18 protein-coding genes are annotated in these 19,736 nt (G+C 41.9%); 7 read left to right on the top strand and 11 right to left on the bottom strand.

What is annotated here, in order from left to right:
* The first annotated feature begins 81 nt into the window (after positions 1–81).
* The 6 genes from ruvB (at position 82) to GWP40_RS00755 (ending at position 5,861) form a co-directional block, all read left to right on the top strand.
* On the top strand, positions 82–1,146 hold the full coding sequence (ruvB, locus tag GWP40_RS00780; protein ID WP_230974500.1) for a Holliday junction branch migration DNA helicase RuvB: 1,065 nt from the start codon (positions 82–84) through the stop codon (positions 1,144–1,146).
* Positions 1,147–1,345: 199 nt separating this feature from the next.
* Entirely contained in the window at positions 1,346–1,768 is a 423-nt protein-coding gene (gene sufU, locus GWP40_RS00775) for a Fe-S cluster assembly sulfur transfer protein SufU (protein ID WP_016522648.1), read from the top strand.
* A gap of 42 nt (positions 1,769–1,810) precedes the next feature.
* Positions 1,811–2,962, top strand: coding sequence for an HAD family hydrolase (locus tag GWP40_RS00770; RefSeq protein ID WP_212565660.1), 1,152 nt, complete (start codon positions 1,811–1,813; stop codon positions 2,960–2,962).
* 297 nt (positions 2,963–3,259) lie between these two features.
* Positions 3,260–4,042: a restriction endonuclease gene (locus GWP40_RS00765; RefSeq protein WP_212565659.1), complete on the top strand. Its 783-nt coding sequence runs from the start codon at positions 3,260–3,262 to the stop codon at positions 4,040–4,042.
* 10 nt (positions 4,043–4,052) lie between these two features.
* Positions 4,053–5,207 (top strand): site-specific DNA-methyltransferase, encoded by a 1,155-nt coding sequence (locus GWP40_RS00760; protein WP_212565658.1) that lies wholly within the window; start codon positions 4,053–4,055, stop codon positions 5,205–5,207.
* Between the two features lie 33 nt (positions 5,208–5,240).
* Positions 5,241–5,861, top strand: a complete 621-nt coding sequence (locus GWP40_RS00755; RefSeq protein WP_212565657.1) for a hypothetical protein — start codon at positions 5,241–5,243, stop codon at positions 5,859–5,861.
* A gap of 93 nt (positions 5,862–5,954) precedes the next feature.
* On the opposite strand, the gene GWP40_RS00750 is transcribed toward GWP40_RS00755, so the two are convergent.
* The 11 genes from GWP40_RS00750 to GWP40_RS00705 form a co-directional block, all read right to left on the bottom strand.
* Complete coding sequence (locus tag GWP40_RS00750; RefSeq protein ID WP_212565656.1) at positions 5,955–8,357, bottom strand: peptidase U32 family protein; 2,403 nt, start codon at positions 8,355–8,357, stop codon at positions 5,955–5,957.
* Between the two features lie 104 nt (positions 8,358–8,461).
* Positions 8,462–10,690 (bottom strand): VWA domain-containing protein, encoded by a 2,229-nt coding sequence (locus GWP40_RS00745; protein WP_212565655.1) that lies wholly within the window; start codon positions 10,688–10,690, stop codon positions 8,462–8,464.
* A complete protein-coding gene (locus tag GWP40_RS00740; RefSeq protein WP_212565654.1) occupies positions 10,674–10,976 on the bottom strand; it encodes a hypothetical protein in 303 nt (100 codons plus the stop codon). Before GWP40_RS00740 ends, GWP40_RS00745 begins: the two co-directional genes overlap by 17 nt.
* Positions 10,977–10,984: 8 nt before the next feature.
* On the bottom strand, positions 10,985–12,502 hold the full coding sequence (locus GWP40_RS12450; protein ID WP_230974499.1) for a hypothetical protein: 1,518 nt from the start codon (positions 12,500–12,502) through the stop codon (positions 10,985–10,987).
* Positions 12,503–12,572: 70 nt separating this feature from the next.
* Positions 12,573–13,373: an AAA family ATPase gene (locus tag GWP40_RS12445; protein ID WP_230974498.1), complete on the bottom strand. Its 801-nt coding sequence runs from the start codon at positions 13,371–13,373 to the stop codon at positions 12,573–12,575.
* A 48-nt stretch (positions 13,374–13,421) separates the two neighbouring features.
* The gene (locus GWP40_RS00730) at positions 13,422–14,063 is read right to left on the bottom strand and encodes a hypothetical protein (protein ID WP_212565653.1); all 642 of its coding nucleotides are present in this window, start codon (positions 14,061–14,063) and stop codon (positions 13,422–13,424) included.
* The gene (locus tag GWP40_RS00725; RefSeq protein ID WP_212565652.1) at positions 14,051–14,578 is read right to left on the bottom strand and encodes a hypothetical protein; all 528 of its coding nucleotides are present in this window, start codon (positions 14,576–14,578) and stop codon (positions 14,051–14,053) included. Before GWP40_RS00725 ends, GWP40_RS00730 begins: the two co-directional genes overlap by 13 nt.
* A 17-nt stretch (positions 14,579–14,595) precedes the next feature.
* A complete protein-coding gene (locus GWP40_RS00720; RefSeq protein WP_212565651.1) occupies positions 14,596–14,979 on the bottom strand; it encodes a cyclic GMP-AMP synthase DncV-like nucleotidyltransferase in 384 nt (127 codons plus the stop codon).
* Between the two features lie 3 nt (positions 14,980–14,982).
* Entirely contained in the window at positions 14,983–15,978 is a 996-nt protein-coding gene (locus GWP40_RS00715; protein WP_212565650.1) for a CBASS cGAMP-activated phospholipase, read from the bottom strand.
* 87 nt (positions 15,979–16,065) lie between these two features.
* A complete protein-coding gene (locus tag GWP40_RS00710; protein WP_212565649.1) occupies positions 16,066–16,998 on the bottom strand; it encodes a hypothetical protein in 933 nt (310 codons plus the stop codon).
* A 21-nt stretch (positions 16,999–17,019) separates the two neighbouring features.
* Positions 17,020–17,661, bottom strand: a complete 642-nt coding sequence (locus GWP40_RS00705) for a TM1812 family CRISPR-associated protein (RefSeq protein ID WP_212565648.1) — start codon at positions 17,659–17,661, stop codon at positions 17,020–17,022.
* Positions 17,662–17,988: 327 nt separating this feature from the next.
* Between GWP40_RS00705 and GWP40_RS00700 the strand changes: the two genes are divergently transcribed.
* Positions 17,989–19,701 (top strand): ATP-binding protein, encoded by a 1,713-nt coding sequence (locus tag GWP40_RS00700; protein WP_212565647.1) that lies wholly within the window; start codon positions 17,989–17,991, stop codon positions 19,699–19,701.
* Positions 19,702–19,736 lie beyond the last annotated feature (35 nt).

The raw sequence follows: 19,736 nt of genomic DNA, 5'->3' as shown, positions 1-19,736 counted from the left end.
TAAATTACATTTAAGGACACTCTCAAAAAACGAGATTTTTAGAGGTTCCCACTATTTTAATACGATGAGTATCTTTTAAAAATGCAGATGAACGGCGAAACATATCAAGATAATGAAATAGACGAATTCGGCATTATACGCGGAGAGAAGCGTGCGGGGGATGAAAAAGACCGCGCGCTGCGCCCGCAGCTTTTGAAGGATTTTCAGGGGCAGCAAAACATCAAAGAAAACCTGTCGGTCTTTATCCAAGCGGCGCGGAGTAGGGGAGAGAGCCTTGATCATCTTTTTTTGATTGGACCTCCCGGGCTGGGAAAAACGACCCTTGCGCAAATTACCGCGCAGGAGCTTGGCGTTGAATGCAAGATCACCGGCGCCCCTGCCCTCGATAAGCCTAAAGACTTGGCGGGTATTTTGACAACGCTGTCCGAACGAAGCGTGTTCTTTATCGACGAAATTCATCGGTTAAAGCCCGCCATCGAAGAAATGCTCTATATTGCTATGGAAGATTATGAGCTTGACTGGATTATCGGGCAGGGGCCGGGAGCGCGGACTGTCCGTATCCCGTTGCCGCCGTTTACGCTGATCGGTGCGACAACCCGTGCAGGCATGGTTTCAAGCCCGCTTATCAGCCGGTTCGGTATTGTGCAACGCTTTGAATTTTACAGCAACGAAGAGCTTGCTTCCATTATTATGCGTTCTGCTGATATTCTCGGAATCGATATCGGGGAAAAAGCAGCGCTCGCCCTTGCCCGCTGCTCCCGCGGGACGCCACGCGTTGCCAACCGGCTGCTCAGGCGTATGCGGGATTTTGCGTTCATTGAAGGCAGTGATACCATCCTCGAAACAACCGTTACACAGGGATTGAAAAAATTGCACATCGACCGGCTCGGCTTGGAAAACTATGACCGGCAGATACTTCGCTCTATCATCGAAAACTACGGTGGGGGGCCGGTCGGGGCAGAAACACTTGCGATTTCAATCGGGGAGTCACAGGATACGCTCGAAGACTACTACGAACCCTACCTTATTCAAATGGGATTGCTGCAGCGTACGCCGCGTGGACGTATGGTTACGGAAAAAGCATATACGCATCTCGGCCTTAAAATTCCGGCAATAGCGGCGCAAACCGGCAGCCTCTTTGACTAGGAAAGTGTTGATTAAAGCGAGGAGCGCATTTGATCAGTGGTTTCCTAGACGAGACATGGGGAAACTCCCCATCATACTGACGGTTTTCCTGAGGGATACGTCGAGCATTCATTTTTGTGTATTACGATTGTTCCCTATACCAATAGAACTCTTTTGTGTAAAATCATCATCGAGCTTTTTTGCAATAGAGGAGTGGGACGTGAGCATCGAAACGGTATATCAACAGACATTATTGGATTATTCGCGGAGAGCGGAACATAAACATCAGTTGGATGGAGCAACCGGCATTGAGCGCGGGCATAATCCCAGTTGCGGCGACGATTTAACCTTGCTGATTAAGCAAAAGGACGGGATTGTTGAGGACGCTTCTTTTTTAGGTGCGGGGTGTGCGGTTTCAACCGCTTCTACCAATATGCTGATCGATTTAATCAAAGGCAAAACGGTTAAAGAGGCGCAGCATTGCCTTGAGGTGTTTTTTAATATGATGGCAGGAAAGCCTCAGTCCGAGGAAGAATTGGAGAGCCTCGGCGATGCGCAGATTCTCAGCTATTTTGCCGAAATGCCTGCCCGCATTAAATGCGCGACACTGAGCTGGCACAGCGCACAGGTTTTACTCAAATAAGATAATCGAACATTTCAGGACACCCTCACCGGAACATCAGACATGGAAACCAAGACAACGAATAAGACTCATAAAACAAATAAACCGGCATTAACGGGAAATTGGGAGCCGCAGAACAAACTGCGGTTGGAACGCTTGATTGCGGAAAAAGCTTTTGCGGACAACTATGCCGTCTTTGATTGGGATTACACGTGTATCTTCTACGATATACAGGATAGTCTTTTTCTGTATCAGCTTGAGCACCTTTGCTTCAATCTGACGCCCGAACAGTTTGCCGTTACCATCCGATATGAAATTCCGCAGGATATTCCGCTTGTCGGCTGCTTTAATAGCGAAGGACGTCAGCTCGCTGCAGCTGATCTTTCGGCAGATTTGGATGACCGCTACCGGTTCTTATATCATGCATATCAACATTTGAACGGGATGCTCCCGCTTGAGGACGTCGTACAAACCGAGGAATACCTCGATTTTAAGACAAAAATTCTGACGCTGATGCGGTATGCGGTAACGGTCTGTGATACCGATATTTCGCAATCGGTATGTACGGGATTAACGCTTCCCCAATTGAATAGTCTTGTAGAAAAAACGATTGCCGAAGCGCTTACTGCTGAAATAAAACAATACACGCTCGTATCACCTGCGCGGCAGGCTGGGAGAGCCGGTATCGTTACCGCAACGTATCGGAAGGGGATACGGATACAGCCGGAAATACGGGAGCTGTTCCGCCGCTTTGAAGAGTATGGCATTACGCCCTATATTTGCTCCGCCTCGCAGGAGGACGGCGTGCGGGTGTTTGCCTGTAATCCCGCGTATGGCTATTGCCTCCAGTCCGAACAAGTGTTCGGTAGGCGGCGGCTTCGGAATGCCGACAGTGTTTTTACCGATGAGCGTGATTACTCCATTCCGCAGACGTGGCGGAAAGGAAAGGCTGAGGCAATACGGACGTTGATTGCTCCGCGGCATGGCGGGAAAGCGCCTATCCTTGTTGCAGGCGACAGTGACGGCGACTTTTGGATGATGGATGCGTTTAAGGATGAGGCGCTGCTGCTTATCCTGTATCGCAATCAAAAGCCGCACGAACAGCTCTACCCGCTGATACAGCAGGGGATCGCCGAGCGCAATGCCCCCGATGCATCGATTATCGTGCAGCATCGGGATGAAGAGACGGGGCTATTCGTCGCTTCGGAATGGTAGAAGGTAGGAAAATTATTCTCAGAGATCACAAAGTACGCAGAGGATAATAGGGCAATGGTGCCGTTCAGTCATTTGTTGTTGTATTCTTTGCGATCTTGACGAGCTCTGCGGTATTTTTCGAGCGAAGGTGTCATACGCCGGATCGGCCTTTCGATTATTGTAGAAAACCAGATATTGAGGTATAGTATGGAAGCTAAACAGATGGTAGGGCATTTCTAAAAACTGAGGTTAGATTCGCTTCGCAGCCTTCAAAATAGAAGCACCCCCGTCAGTATAGCCGATAGCGAGGAACCGGTCGTGAATCATTGGACACAGTTAAGTATTGAATACGCAAACCAAAGAAATTATCTCGATCATTTATTTCGAGTATATCCTACAATTCCAGATGGAATCCGCGATATAGATGAAAATCGTTGGGAGGCCGTCACAGATGCTTTCAATGCAATGGATAATATTTCATTGGTAACTCATTTATTGTATCTGGACTTATTTCCGATAAAAGATTCTTATGTTGCTTTTTTAAAAAGAGATCATAATGCGATAGAACGGAATCCTGAAACGATAAATAGATTATGCGGCCGTTTATATGAGATGGGATTGGATAAAATATTTGAAAAATGTTCCGAACCTAAAGAAACAAACAGACAGATTGGTCCATTATTTAAACGTTGGGTAAATTCAAAAGCCCTAGGAATAGTGCCTGTCGGTTTAAATGAATTTATGAATACTACAGAAAATGCAATTTTAAATGCTAGTGATGCCGAAATGCAGTTGTGGGCAAAAAAATATTTAGGTTATGAGAGAAATAAAGGGCTTGATTTTGTAGCCCGTTTCAACGGTAAATATGTTATCGGCGAAGCAAAATTTTTAACGGATTTCGGAGGACATCAAAACGCACAATTTGCAGATGCCATTTCTACGATTATGACACCGAATGTTAATGCTATAAAAATAGCAATACTTGACGGAGTATTATATATAAAAGGCAATAATAAGATGTATACCGATATTACAGAAACATATTCTAATGAAAATATACTAAGTGCTTTATTACTAAGAGATTTTTTATATTCAATATAGGGTTAGTAATATGGAATTATTTTATCCGGGAAAGAAAAATAGGAGTGAGATTTTAAATATATCTAATCCATATTCGTTCTCGAAAAAATGGAATAGCAAAAGGAACTTATTAATTGAAGGCGATAATTTTTCATCAATGCAGTCATTATTGCATGAATATTCTTTAAAAGGAAAAATTGATTTTATCTATATCGATCCACCATTCGCAACAAATAGTACTTTTACTATAGGGGATGAAAGAGTAAGTACAATTAGTTCAAGTAAAAAGGATAAAATTGCCTATCAAGATATATTGATCGGAGAATCCTTTATAGAATTTTTACGTGAACGACTGATACTGGCCTATGAATTACTTTCTGAAAAAGGTTCTTTTTATCTGCATATCGATTATAAAATTGGGCATTATGTTAAAATTATTTTAGATGAAATTTTCGGTATTGAAAATTTTAAAAATGATATTACGCGCATAAAATGCAATCCCAAAAATTTTACAAGACGAGCTTATGGAAACGTTAAAGATTTAATCTTATTTTATACAAAATCAAAAAATGCTATCTGGCACGAACCTTGTGAACCGTTTTCAGAAGACGATATAAAAAGATTATATAAAAAAGTAGATAAAAATGGACGCTTGTATACAACAATTCCGCTTCATGCCCCCGGAGAAACAAAAAGTGGAGTAACCGGTGGTGAATTTAATGGAATAAAACCACCTGCAGGACGGCATTGGCGTTCCGATCCAAAAGAACTAGAAGAATTAGACAAACAAGGTTTAATTGAATGGTCGGCAAATGGAGTACCGCGCAAAATTATTTATGCAGATGAACAAAAGGGGAAAAAAATACAGGATATTTTGGATTTCAAAGATTATCAGTATCCCGTATATCCGACAGAAAAAAATCTTGCATTGCTTAAATTATTGATTCAAGCATCTTCCAATCCGGATAGTATCGTATTGGATTTCTTTTGCGGGTCAGGTACTACATTGATAGCGGCTCAAGAATTGGGGCGCCAGTGGATTGGAATTGATAAATCAAACGAAGCAATAAAAATTGTGAAAAAAAAATTAGCTTATTGTCAAAATGAATTGTTCTCATCGATGGAATACGATTATTTGTCACTAAAGCCGGTAATAAAAAATGAATTATCGGTTGCTAACCAATAACAATAAATATGGTTCATGGTTGTAGAGGTAAAAATGAAGAACATATTCGCTCAATCACCGGAATTCCTTAGAACTGTTAATGCGACAGTAGGAGCTTCTTTCATTCGCGATTATTCATATGCTGTTGCGTATTGGAGTGCGGGTGATATTTTAGTTAAGGATGCATTGGAGAGCGATAAAGACAAACGAGATGGTTTATTTTATCCAATTTGTTTTATGTACCGGCATTTTATTGAACTAACATTAAAGCAATTGATTATTTATGCAGAATCGTTTTATGAAAAAACAGAAATTATTGGATATGAACTACAAAAATATACTAAACCGAAAAAGGAATTGGAATCGATTCATAGTTTAGAAATATTAGTAGGACGATTAATAGCTGTTTTAACATGCATTTCAGAAGGACATTTTGACGATGAAATAAAAAAAATAATACTTGAATTTCATGCTATTGATCTGGTCGGTCAGACCTTTAGATATCCAACTAACCGGAAGCACGAAAAATCATTTTCTCAAGTGCAGAATTTTAATATAGCTACAATTAAGGCTGAAACCAATAAAGTGGCACAATATTTTATGGGGATAGATGCTTATCTTGAATATTATACAACGCTAGCTGATGGCATAATCAGTGAACAAAATCCTCAATAATTATCTATGCGGTTAACCCCTTTTAAACTTTGCATTCTTTGCGATCTCTGCGGTTAAAAAATGACCATAGAACCGTATAAACAAGTACGTATTTTATCGCTTTCTGTTGCCCTGCTGCCGTCCGCTTGTTATTCGGGGATCCCGGCGGTTCTGTGAACGTCCTTTAGGCGGTTTTGTTCGTCCGCCGGAACGTTTGGTGCCGCGCTCTGCCGCCGATTTTTGTCCCAGCTGTTTGAGCTCTTCCACCCGCTGCGGATCGTAAAAGCCTTCCTTCCAGTTAAAGCGCACCGAGTCGGGGAGGGGGGTACCGCTCCGCAGCGACTGTAAAATAAACCGATAAGCGCGGCGTTCAACGCTCGTATGCGAAAAATCCAGCAAAAAGCGTGAGAACTGATGATGCTGTAAGGCGTGGTAGCGGTCTACAATCGAGAACGGCTTGTCGGATAGCACAAAAGAGGCGGACGGTGTAGAAAAAGCTCTGAACGCCTCGCCCTGCTTGTCGGAAAAATAGAGGAAGTTGTAGTTTTTCGGCAGCGTAAAGCGCATCCTGAACAGCACGGAATACGAAAAAAGTGGCAGCAGTACCTGCGGGCGCAGCTCCGGCGCAAACACCGTTTCGATATTCGCCTGAGAGCTTTCGGCAGGGGGGATATAGGCGCAGATGCCGTTCTCCTGCAGCCACGAAACCGCCCAGCAGTTAAAGGTGTAAAGGTACGGCCCCGCGACCAAAAAGTTCTTTTTATTGCGGAGCATGGAAATATGCGCCGGATTATTCACGATAAATTGCGTATACCCCTGTGCGGTTAGCTGTTCAAGCTGTTCTGCAAGGATCGGTTCCTGTTCCTGCGGCACAAAGGGATCAAGCGAAATAAAGATTTCCCGTTTGGAGAACGGCAGCGGTTTTGTCTGTTGCTGATTTTGCTGCTGCGGATTGGATTGTTGTCCAGCTAGCGCCGGATAGGTGTCCTCATTCAAATTGATAATAACTCGTACCGGTTTATCCGCAAGGATAGTATGCAAATCCGCAATGGAAGAAACCTGAACGTAGAGCCCTTCGGGGAAGATATCTGCAGGCTTTTTCGCAAGACTTTTTTTGACGGATGGTGCGGTCGCTGCAGCCGCTGATCTTGCGGGCAGCGCCGCTCCGGCAGATGGTGCGGATGCGGATTTTGAGGGCGCGGACTTGCTTGTATCGCCGATGGTAGGGAAGCCTGCTTCGAGCGTCAGCATCGGCAGCGCTTCGTCATTCGGCTGTTTGCGGTATTTTTCGAGCGAGGCAGGCAGTAAACGAGGGTAGCGTTTGGTCATCGCCTTGGTCTGCAAGAGATATACGCTGTCTCCTTTGCCGGAATCCGCAGGCAGCTGCAGCCATGTGCCGGATTTGCTTTCCATTATATCCTGAATTTTCCAGCTTTCGCGTCCGCTGTCGTCCTTCTTATGGATGCGCACCGAATCGCCTTTCTCCGGCGTATAATGTCCGTCTTTCAGCTGTACATAGTGTACCGCCCGCGTACCGTCTTTGAACGGGACTTCCTCCACGGCGCCTTTTTTAATCCCATCGATAATGCCGAGGTAAATGCCGGTGCCGCCCGCCTGATCGGGGTTGAGCACTTCTTCCGCGCGGGTGCTTTTAAAGCGGTAGCCGGTCTTTTTCCGTGCAAAGTCGTTCGCTAAGATACGTTTGCCCGTTTCTACCGCCGCTTTTTTATCGGCTTCCCAGTTGTCGATGACATACCGGTAGGCGGACACCACCGTTCCAACATACTCGGCGCTTTTCATTCTTCCTTCTATTTTAAATGAGGCAACGCCTGCCTGAATCAAATCGGGGATATACTCGATGAGTTGTAAGTCCGCCGGAGAGAAAAAGTAGCCTTCCCGGTCGCCCTCCGGCTCATGCGCGGTATAGAGGCGGCGGCACGCTTGGGTACACATCCCGCGGTTCGCCGACTTTCCGCCGAGGTAGCTCGAAAAAAGGCACAAGCCCGATTCGCTGACGCAGAGCGCCCCGTGTACGAATACTTCCAGCTCGCAGGATGTGTTGGCATGTACCGCTCGGATTTCTTCCAAACTCAGTTCCCGGGCAAGCACCGTCCGCGACACCCCCCAGCGGCTCATCGCATTGGCTGCCTTTGCACTCGCAATATTGAGCTGCGTAGAAGCGTGGAGCTTGAGATTCGGAAAGTGTTTGTGTGCCATCTGAATCAGCCCGAGATCCTGCACGATGATGCCGTCAGGACCGACATTGTTGAGATACGCCAAGAACCGATAGAGCCGCTCCATCTCGTTCTCGGTTACAACCGTGTTGACGGTAACATATATTTTCTTATTCCGCTTATGCAGTACATCAACCGTTGCCTCAAACTGATTCCACGCAAAGTTTGAAGACCGCATACGGGCATTAAAGCTCTTTAAACCTAAATAAACGGCGTCCGCCCCTTCCGCAATCGCTGCTTCCAATGCTTCGGGATTCCCCGCCGGCGCTAATAACTCGATCATCCCGTCATCATACTGAAAAAATGCGGCGCTGCATAGATATGGGATTGTCTGTGATGTCGGTGCATAGATATAGTGTTCATGCTGTCGGTGTGACAAGGGTCTTATTATTTCCGTGTTTTCAGTTCATGCAGCTGCTCAACAAGATGCCGGGACGCGCGGGTATCATTGGTGTCGTACAGCCAGTTGTGATTAAAACAGGCGATGGTATTTTTGTTGCCGCTTTCTCCGATAACAAGGCTGTAAAAGCCGGTGTCCTTTTCTTTTTCCTGTTCGATAGCCGTAACAAGATCATCTGAAAGATTGCCCATTACGAAGTCCGAGATCATCAGTACATCGGCATTTTTATATCCGGTTGCAGTATCACTGCCTGCAAGCATGTTAAGCGCTTTCCGCAGCGCGGGTTCCGCATCGGTTCCGCCGTTAAACGACATACGCAAAAAACGTACCAGTTTTTGCAGGTAGTTGCCTCCGTCCGCATTTGTCAATTCCATATCCTCATTTGGTTTTACTTCCAGTGTTTCAATATCTGTGGAAAACGAGATGATATAGCAAAGCCGTTCCTGTTCTGCGGCAATCTTTGCCAGTGCAAATGCTACCGTTTTTGCAATATTCTCCGGAGTGCCGTGCATAGAGCCGCTCGTGTCAACACAGATGATAATCGGTCCCTTAGGTTCTTGCTTTTCCATCGTTACCTCTTCTTGCTCGATACTTTCTTTTAATTCCTCTTGCTCATTTTGATACTCAAATGACAGGAGTTGTTTTTGCGCAAATTTCAGCTGAAAGAGTTTTTTTGCCGCAGGATTTTTCAACATAGCAAGTTCACAGGGAAGAACCGCTGCAATATCGTTTGAATACTTGAGTCCGTTTATCTCTCCGCGGTATGCAGGTTGCGGATGCCACTCTGTTGTTATGACGATTTTATCCCGCAGCTCTTTTTCAAACACCGCTTGTGTGCGGCTTTGCCTGCCGAGAAGGTCAGCGAGTTCTTGCAGCGATTCATCTTGTTCCAGAAGTTTGGCAAAGGTATCAAGAATTTCAAACCCGCTTGTTTCAAAGGGATGCTTGGATAAATCCCAGAGCCTTCCAAAATTTTTAGTGAACGGCGTAAGTAGTTTTTCAAGCCGCATAAAGTTTTGTATTTTTTTATACAGCTCTTCCAAAAACTGCTTACGCATAGCATCGATCCGTTCCTGCTCCCACTTTGTTTTGCGTTCTATGAGATTTTTTTCCATATCGGCAATAAAGTTTCTGCGCAGCGCTTCAAGTTTTTCCGGCGATTCCCATTGAAGCGTATTTTTTTCATTATTTTTCGTTTTCTGTATTACGGTTTCTGCATGGGTAGTATTTACTTGCTCATTTTTTCCGGGAGTGTTTTCTGCTTGCATATCGTCTACCCGTATACTTGCTCCTGAAGACGTTTGTGCTTCCTCTGTCGGAACTGTTTTCGCGGTATCGTCTGCTGCACTATCGGTGATGTGTTTTTGCTCGGCAAATGCTTTGCGGTAAAAATCAAAGTCCAGCGTACTTTCCTGAATAGTTTCACGTTTTGAATCGCTAACTGACGGAAGACGTTTATAGTGATACTGTATTTTTGACTTTTCCGCAGAAAGATCGGCTGCAATTTCTTCTGCAGCCTGCTTTTTCTGCTGTGTAACAAAGATTGCTTCATCGAAAAACGGATTTTCTTTTTCCAATGTGCCGTGTGTTTTTTGCAGCCATTCCAAAAGATCCGTTTGAATATTTTCTGAAAGCCCTTCGTGGGTTTGCATATACTCTTGTACGTCTTGCGTATTCAGAATTTCGGAAAGCGTATGCTGCGCGACCTGCGCAAATGTATTCTGCGGAAAAGCAATGGGGATGTCTTCCGGCTCAACAGGCTGTATGGCATCTTCGATCGCATCAACCAACTGCTTCCGTTCCCGATTTGAACCGAATGCAGATTCAGGGGCAGCATTTTTTTCAAACTGCCGCTTTTTCTTTGATTGCTGCTTATAGCGTTGAATGTTTGCGTTTAAATTTTGTTTTATGTTACCGATGTTGGAAAATAGTGTACTACACAGGTTGGAAAATGCATTATCGCTTAAATCTTCCGTTTGGTGTGCGGTTTTATTCCGTGTTAGACGGAGCGGTTCCCACCAATGAGGTTTTGAAGAAAACCATACTTTTGTTAAACATTCCCGTAGCTGCTGCATTTTTATTTGCAGCCATGCACGCGCTTCTTCATTGATTGCTGTAACATCGGAAATACCGGAAGGGTATTTTTCACTCATTTCTTCAATAGGGCGCAATGCTTTCCTGCTATATTTTCTTGAGTTTCTATCTTTTCTCGTCATCAGTGCATCCTGTTTCTATTAAAGCTCTAATCTCTTCCATATTGTCAAATACAAATGAAATCATCTTTTGCAATTCCTTATCGGGAATATCTTCCGTTGCATGCACAAGCCGGTTGCGGATTTTATGCAATTCCATAATCGGCTGCAGTGGTTGAAGCCCTTCTGCAAGCATCTGTATTTTCAGTTCAAGCCATGCTTTCTGTTCATCGGAAAGCCGGTAGACATTGGGCATGCCGCCGGAATACTTTTGCTGCAATGCGGTAAGGGCTTCACGGGATGTATTCATATCACCCACTATATTTTGCTCCATTCACGGATAGTGCGGACTGCGTATACATGATCTTTGGTTGTATGGTCTTGCAAACCGTTCTCATCAAAAAGTTGATAGAAGGCCGCCGCTTCTCCGTTTTCGGATGCCGACCAGTATTCTTGCGGAGTAAGCATCGCCTCCTCAATACCAAGGGCTTCGAAGGACGTATTTAGTTTATCTCTATTTTCCCATATCGCATACAGTTGAGCTTTATCGGGAACTATCCAATTTGCTGCATAGTCTTTCGGTAAGGCATCGCCGTAATGAAGGGCATATTCTTTGAGTGCATTCCATGTCAATTTTTTTTCGCTTATACCAAGGGCAAAGGTTTTATCGTCAGCAATGCACACAACTGCAATCACATTTTTTTTCTGTTCTTCTGTCATATTTTTAATTTCTTCCGAAGAAAAAGCAGTTCCGTCTTTGAGAATGACATCTCCTTCTGAAAAATCAGTATCGAGTTCAGCATTGAAATATCTATCATGCTGCTTGGCAAGTGCGATTTCCGCATCTTCAAATTGCCGGATTGCCTCATCCAGTTTTGCAGTAAGACTTTTATTATAGGATTGATTTGCAAATAAATTTGCCTTGAACGGTATCGCATCCGCTTCTTTTTTGTCTTTCAGCGCCTTAATTTCAGTATGGATTTCATCTACAATCGGCTTGTAATACGCTTTGTCAAAATTCTTTTGTAACGTTTCCTGCGCTATATCGGAATATTCTTTTTGTTTACGATAGCTTGTTGCAGGTTGTATAACTACAATTTGTTCAGGATTCTTTTTTACAGTAAAGTTATGATAACAAGAAATTTTACTACCAGATTTCCGAAAGGAGGAGCTTGTATAATGGTTTTTATTCGAATCATAAATATCATGATAATCATTCCATGGATCATGTTTCCCTCTAGCTACAGAAACATACCATGTTTCGTTGGTGCCATCGCGAGTACATTTATAGCATTCTTGATCATCGACTGTGACAATTTTATCAGTTGCAGGGTCTGTTCGTGTTTTTTCAGCTACTTTTACTGTTTTAAACCAGTCTTGCTCAACTTTTGCCGTAAACTCTTCAATCCGGTCGTTGATGTCATCTATCGCAGTATCGCAATCCAGCCCGTTTTGCTGAATGCACGTCTCTACGATTTGGCGTGCCTTTTTCTGCTGTTTTTCGGTGTTCCAAATGCAGTATTCAATCAGCTGACAGTCCATTAAATCTACTTCGGTACGGTCGTTCAAAAATGCGGATGTTTTTAAGATGCGCACTATTTTTTTCCAACGGCGGTCGCCGATTGCAAATGATTCACCGGCAGCTTTTTCTTCTTCGCTCAATGTCTCATTTTGCGCCGTCAGTTCTTTACGGATTGCGGAAATAACCGCTCTTGCTTCTTCTGAAAGCTGCACTGCGTCAATCTGTGTTTTCCATTTTTTTAAGTCCTCGTTGGAAATCTGTAATTTTTTAATCTCACCGGAAAGTTCAAATTCAGAACTCGAGCCTTCTACCATATCAAAAAAGCTATCTTCGTTTTGAATAAAACCGATAGGCAAACGAATAATGAACCGGTCGTACAAGGCTTCAAGCCCGCGGTTTTTTTGCCGGCAATTCGTTTGATGCGGCTAGTAAGGCTTTTAGAGGTACGTCCTGTACTTTACTGCCGTTATGAAATTTCCGCTCGTTTATGATGGTAAGGAGTGTGTTGAGGATTGCAGGGCTTGCCTTCCAAATTTCATCGAGAAAGGCGATATCCGCTTCCGGCAGCATATTTTCCGTAAGGCGGCGGTATTCTTCTTTGCCGCTTTCACCTTCGCCGTTCAAGCCTTTCAGAGAAATATTGCCGAACACATCTTCCGGTGTAGAAAATTGATTTAAAAGTGTTTCAAAATACTGAACACTTCCATCGCCGTCTGTTTTAAATGCCTTGGCAATACGCCGTGCAAGCATACTCTTGGCACACCCGGGAGCACCCAAAAAGAAAATACTTTCCCCTGCAATTGCTGCTAAAAGTGCAAGGCGCAGCGCTTCATCTTTTTCGTATAGACCTTCGCTGAGCGCATTTTTAAGCGCTGATATCCTATCGTGATGCTTTGTTGTTTCTGCCATCTGTAGTTCCTCCTGCTTGGCATTTAATTGTGTGTATTCGGTATTCTGCACAAGCTGCACGTATGTGGTGCCATGCTTATTTTTCTCTATTTGTATCTGCGGTATCTGAGATAAAATTTCACTGAATTTACTGACATTGAATAAACTGCACATATTATTAACGGTGTCTTTATTCCAGCCTAATTGTTGCATAATTACAGAGGGATTCCTTTTACCGTCAAAGTTTTTTACTACGGCAATGATCTTTTCAATCACTTCTTCTTTTGTATAACTCATAACAAACTCCTTATGCTTATGTTATATGTATAATAATAGTGCATTCTATCACACAGTTGACATTTTTATGTATTTAAAATATTTCCTCAATTCAAAAATTCCTAATTTCCGTAATTTTGAGATTTGATTACTGTATTTCTTTATGAAATTGTCTTGATTTTCTTTGGGAACCAATCTTCTAAATTTGTTTATCTTAGCAGCCCATGAAAACAATAAATGTATTGTAATTTCATCATTACACTCAAGATTAAAAAAATCAGCGAGAGATTCAATAATGCCTTTTTTACCGTGGCTACGGTCTCCATAAATATCAATTTTTTGACCGGATTGTTCCCAATATTTATAAGAAATAAAATAGGGGATTAAAAAGCCCTCAATGTAATCAGAAATATTTTTTGAAGATAGTAATCTAAGTCTAATATCTATGGGAGTTGCAAGACAGAGCGATTTATCTTGAAATTTGTGATCATACACAATGATGTCATCAATATCAAAAACTTTCGGTAATATATGCGGATAATTATTATCCATCACTAGCGTTAATCGCGGAGCAGCTTCCATAATAAAGTCCTTATATCTACCGCGTAAAATAAAACGTCCTTCAAAAATTACAGATGAGGCTTCTTGCCGTATGGCAACTTCAGGAAATGTCTGATGTATAAAATCAATACTTTCGTCTATAATTGCCACGGTTTTACGCCTATACTAAATTCTTTAATAGGAGTGGTAGTTTTGTCATTCAGCTTAGGGAACCTATCTCCAAACTGTTCCCTCATGATAATTGATGATCGATTATCGGATTGGTTATTGATTGCTGTTGCTATATCATTCATAAGATCAGAAAGTTTTTGTATTAAAGTATTTTTCTTTGATTCAGAATAATTCTCCCATAAATCTTCGTATGGGGAAACAGGTTTCTTTATTCCTCGGTTTGTATTAAGAAATGTCACACATTTTTCCAATGTTTGATACAATACCACATCATCACGATCATTACCGTAAAAATTATTTACAACTAATATTGTTAATTCTATACTGGTAAAATCTGTTTTAGAAAAATCTCGCCATGCTTTTAAGTAACGTATAATACGGTTTGTTTGCTCATTTTTTCTATTGTTATAAAACCAATCTTTAAAATCTTTTGAATCACTCTCAATCCATCTATTGGTTTTTGTATTAGCCAACCTTGCGTGTCCATTTTTCATAATATAAATAGGAAAGTCTATGTGAAAATCATGCGCATAGTAAGCCTTACGCAAGAGTTTTTATCTTCACAACCATCTTTTGTATGATCATCGAGAGCATCAACAATGAACTTATGCGCTTCTTTAGGAGAAGGCCATTCATTTTCATTTTGCGAAACGTGTTGCAAGTAAATTCCGTCATCGATATCAACCTCATTTCCATTGATTGGATTTAAGGCAGTATTTATGGTAAAAGAACCTTGTGATTGAAATTTAGGTTGGTTGTATTTCAATTCATCTTTAAAAAATGTCCGTATTTTATCGCGAACAACATCACGCCTACGCCGAATATCAGCTTTTTTAAATTCGGTTAGTTTTATCTTTTCATTAAAATCAATAAATGCTTGATGCAAATTTGCCATACACTACTCCTTAAAAAATTTAATTATATCGGCTTTATTTTTGGTGAAATCATTAAAACTTAATTCCGATAACAATTTGTACGTTTTCGGATTAGCAGAATCTAAAGATAATTTTTTACATTCCGGTTTATCCGGTAAATTTTGACTTTCAATCCGTAAATATTTATGAATTGAAAGAGCTTCATTTCTCGAAAGAAAATTGATAATATTATGTACGCCAAAAGAAGATATTTTCATCGGCATGGTCACCATTTTTGATGCCCATTTTATTAAACCTGATTTTCTTGTTTCTACCGAAACGGTTTCTTTGATTGCAGATAGAGGGTTTCCAATCGAAAGTATATTTATACTATCATACTCTTTTTCCTCGCCTACAAAATAAGTACACGCTTCTATTATCGCAAAGAGAGCAGGATTATTTTGCCATAAACCGCCATCAGCCAAGCCTCGATAATAGCCGAAACTATGCAATGGGAAATAGGTAGGTGCTGCAGACGTTGCAAGAGCAATATCTGTTAATTTTACATCAATGTCCCGTGTCAAATTTCCGTTATGATTTGTTTTAAAAATAATGGGCTGACAGTTAGATACATCAATTGCGGGAATGCAAATATTTGTTTTACAGTCCTTGACTGTTTTATCACCGAAAAATTCGATAAGAGCATTTTGTAACGAAAGAGAAGAGTATCTATTTGTGAATATCCAATTTTTAAAAAGATAGTTAAAATAAGATTTATGAAATATTTTTTCTCCATGCAGTTTATAAAGTTCAGAGATTTGAGCTGGAAAACACCCTAATGCAAGTGCTAATGCGATAATACCGCCGGTTGAAGTACCTGCTATCAAATTAAATTTACTAGAAAATGTTGAACCGTTTTTAAATAGTTCTTTTTCAATGAGAGTTAATAGCTCAGCAGAATATAAGCCTAAAATGCCTCCTCCGTCTATGGAAAGTATATTAAAAGGTTTATGCTTATCAATTCTATCACAACGCTTCATGCATACTCCTCAATTTTGCATCTACTTAATATAATGAAATTTTATAATATTGGCAAATTTTCATCATATTTTATATAGTCCATTATATCAAAAAATTGATACTCTTTGCCGTACTTTCTGTAAAAATTTATGTATCGTTCTACTTGCATCGGTTTTATCTTTGCCGAACTGTTTGGCAATATCTTCTTGCGTGGGGAAGCTTTTCGCTTCAAAAAATAGCCGGATGAGCGTGCGTCCATGTTCCGTATCTGAAAAGCGTACATTGCGCAAGACTACAGCTATTACGGTACTGTCTACTTTTGCCGCATCCAGTTCGCATAACACACGATGGGTCAGCAATGCGGAAAGATACGGCTTTGTGCGGTCTTGCGATGCGGCAAATGCTGCATCAATGAGCTGTAGGCTGCGCTCAATATGGTCTTGTTCTATTAAGCAGGCATCGACTGCTTTGTAACCGCTATGAGTACATACTGCCGCAGAATCAAACAAAGAATATCCCTTGCTGCTTTCGGAATCGATATGTTCCGATTGTACAGCGGTCTGAACCTTCCACTCCATGAGCTGGGCTATTTCATTCACCGGATAACCGGTTCGCTTTGCAAGCCATGCTTGTGTTTCAGCACGTTCTATATCTTTCCCATAGTGTGCAGCAGCGGCGCACAGCTGATTCCATTTTCGCCGTTTGTTCTCCGGCAGCGGAATGATTTCAGAGTGAAAAGTATGCAGTTTTATATTTGCGCGGTTTATTTCTTTTTTTAAAGAGTGTGCCAGATAGTTAATATAGTGTTCGGCAGTTCCTTCATAGCTGAGCACACTGCGGTTTACACATTCCATTATTTCAATCGCGGCATTTTCAATTTTTTTCGGATTGAATGTCAGTAACGTCCACCGCCATACGGCATCGGTAAGTTTTGTCCGCAAAGTAAGAAACTCCATACAGGCAGTATTCTTCTGTTGAACAAACGGAAACAGTTCCGTTGCAATTCTGATAATCTTTGCTTCCTGCTGCTTTTTGTCCATCACTCTCTCCGCTTATTACGATTACAGTGCAAAAAAGGCATCCAAGGCTTTTAATGCTTCCGTTCCGTTTGGAGCTTCCATTGTCCCCATGAGATTATTTAAATAATAGAGCGGCGTAACATCATACAGTTCAGGATTTTCAGGATAGGCTATTCCGTCGGCATGTTTGATAAACTCAACTTTGCCGTATATGATTTTTTTTACATCTGCATCAAAAAACTTTTCCGCAAAATGAAAGGCACACATTAAAACCATGGGGATTGTTTTTTGTCCGAATGTAATATCCGCATAGAGTTCAGCGCCTTCTTCTATAAACGGCAGCATTTTACGGAGCCGTGCTTCATGGCTTGCTTTTGATTCAACAAAATCCGTTGCAAGTTGCTCATATTCAATATGCGCACCGATAGCCGCATTAATCGAATTCAGTTCCTGCTGAAAAAGCTCGACATTTTCTATTGAATGATCTTTGCCTGTAATGGTTGTGAGGAGCACCGCTTTTACCTGATCTCCTTTCTGCAATTTTTCTGCAAGCACGGCATTGACAGGAAACACCACCTTACCGGTATAGCGGCAACCGGCATTTCCCGTTTCCGCATAACATTGGGTATCTGTAGTGTCATTCATTTTTTTCATAGGAATATCTACAAATATAATCTTTTTCATTGAAAACCTCACTTTGGGCATCTATAAAAAATTTAAGGATATTGATCAAAGATGCTCCATCATAACTATTAGTGTCAGAATGAGAAAGAGTTGACATATTATAAAACGATTGTAGCATATTTTTGATTTGTGCGGAGTAATGGGTATGTAAAACCACCGCCTCTTTACATCCTATGATGTTCCTCATCTTCCCCACCGTCGCACTCTCTCTTTTCGTAGTTTTTACCTGCTTAAAAAAACAACTGGGTTCCTCTTATTTGGCAAACGAATAGCCGATTTTGACGCGGTTAAATTGCAGAAAGTATTGAACCCTGCTATACTATCATTATGAACATTACACGCAAACTGCCGATCGGCGTACAGAGTTTTAAGGTATTACGGACTGATCATTATCTCTATGTAGATAAAACTGACTATCTTTTCCGATTAGTACAAGGCGGTCGTGTTTATTTTCTCAGCCGTCCGCGCCGGTTTGGTAAGAGCCTTTTCCTTTCAACATTAGCAGCATATTTCCTTGGACAGAAAGAGCTGTTCAAGGGTTTATATCTTGAAAAAGCCGAAGAGGAGCAAGCGGTACAAGAAAACCGAGCTGCGTGGCTGGAATATCCGGTACTCTATCTGGATTTTAATACAAAAAATTATATAAATGAGCAGGCACTTGTAGATATTCTCAATCTCCATCTGAACGAATGGGAAGCCCTGTACGCTATACCAAAAACAGCAGAAGCACCGGAAGATCGGTTTAGATTGCTTATCGCAGCTCTTTTTAAGCAAACCGGCAAGCAGGTAGTAATCCTTGTAGACGAATACGATAAGCCCCTGTTGCAAACGATGGGGGGTAATGAAGCGCTGAATGAACAATACCGTAATGCGCTTAAAGCTTTTTACTCTGTCATAAAAACCTGCGATGAATATATCCGCTTTGCTTTTCTCACCGGCGTTACAAAGTTCAGCAAGATCAGTATTTTCAGTGATTTGAATAATTTGAAAGATATTAGCATACATGAAACGTATGCAGGTATTTGCGGCATTAGTCAAAAAGAGCTGGAAGCAAATTTTCAACACGAAATACAAGCGCTTGCAGAAAAGCAAAATCTTAACTATCCGCAGACGCTTGCTGCCTTAAAGCAATGGTATGACGGCTATCTCTTCCATCCGGCAGGGGAAGGAATGTATAATCCTTATAGTATTCTCAATGCCTTTGATGATAAAGAAATCAAAAGCTACTGGTTCAGTACGGGAACGCCGACGTTTTTGGTCAACTTCTTAAAAGAGGCGCACTACTTTATTCCCGACCTCGATGGAAATGTTGAGCTGGATGAAGATGGGCTACAAACGTATCGGGCTATTGCTCAAGATACGTTACCGATTTTATTTCAGGCAGGCTACCTCACTATCAAGGAATATATAAAAGATCTGAGGCTCTACCGGCTGGGCTTTCCGAATGATGAGGTTCGGTATGGCTTTTTGCATAACCTTTTACCTGCATATTCTGATGTACCGTTCGGCCAAACAGGGGTATGGGTTGGACGGTTTGTACAAGACATCCGCAAGGGTGATGTGAATAGTTTTATGGAGCGGATGCAGTCGATTATCGCCGGTATTCCGTATGATGATTTTAGAGAAGAAAACCTCACAATCAGAACCGCCATGGATGGCGGTGGTTCCATGCAGAAACAAGTTTGCCATGCAAACTTGCAGCTCACAAATGTACAAGGACGTACATTTGTGAGCAAGCTGCGGGAACAAAACTATCAAACAGCGGTGTACCTCATCTTTGCTCTGATGGGGCAGTTTGTACAGACAGAGGTGCATTGCGCAACAGGGCGCGCTGATTGCGTACTCAAAACAGCTGATACTGTTTACCTCTTCGAGTTTAAACTCTCCGGTAACGGCACGGCGGAAGATGCAATCGCGCAAATAAAAGAGAAAGACTATGCCGCAAAGTACATGGCGAGTGGGAAGAAAATAGTGCTCATTGGAAGTTCCTTTGATGAAAAGACGAGAACGATAAAAGACTGGAAAGTGGCTAATGAATAATTTGTAATAAGTGCCGCTCTTAGATTTAGATTATA

Origin of the sequence: Treponema vincentii, assembly GCF_018336815.1 — a bacterium.
Lineage (GTDB): Bacteria > Spirochaetota > Spirochaetia > Treponematales > Treponemataceae > Treponema.
The sequence above is the reverse complement of the archived record's forward strand: the minus strand, read 5'-3'. Positions and strand labels throughout refer to the sequence as shown.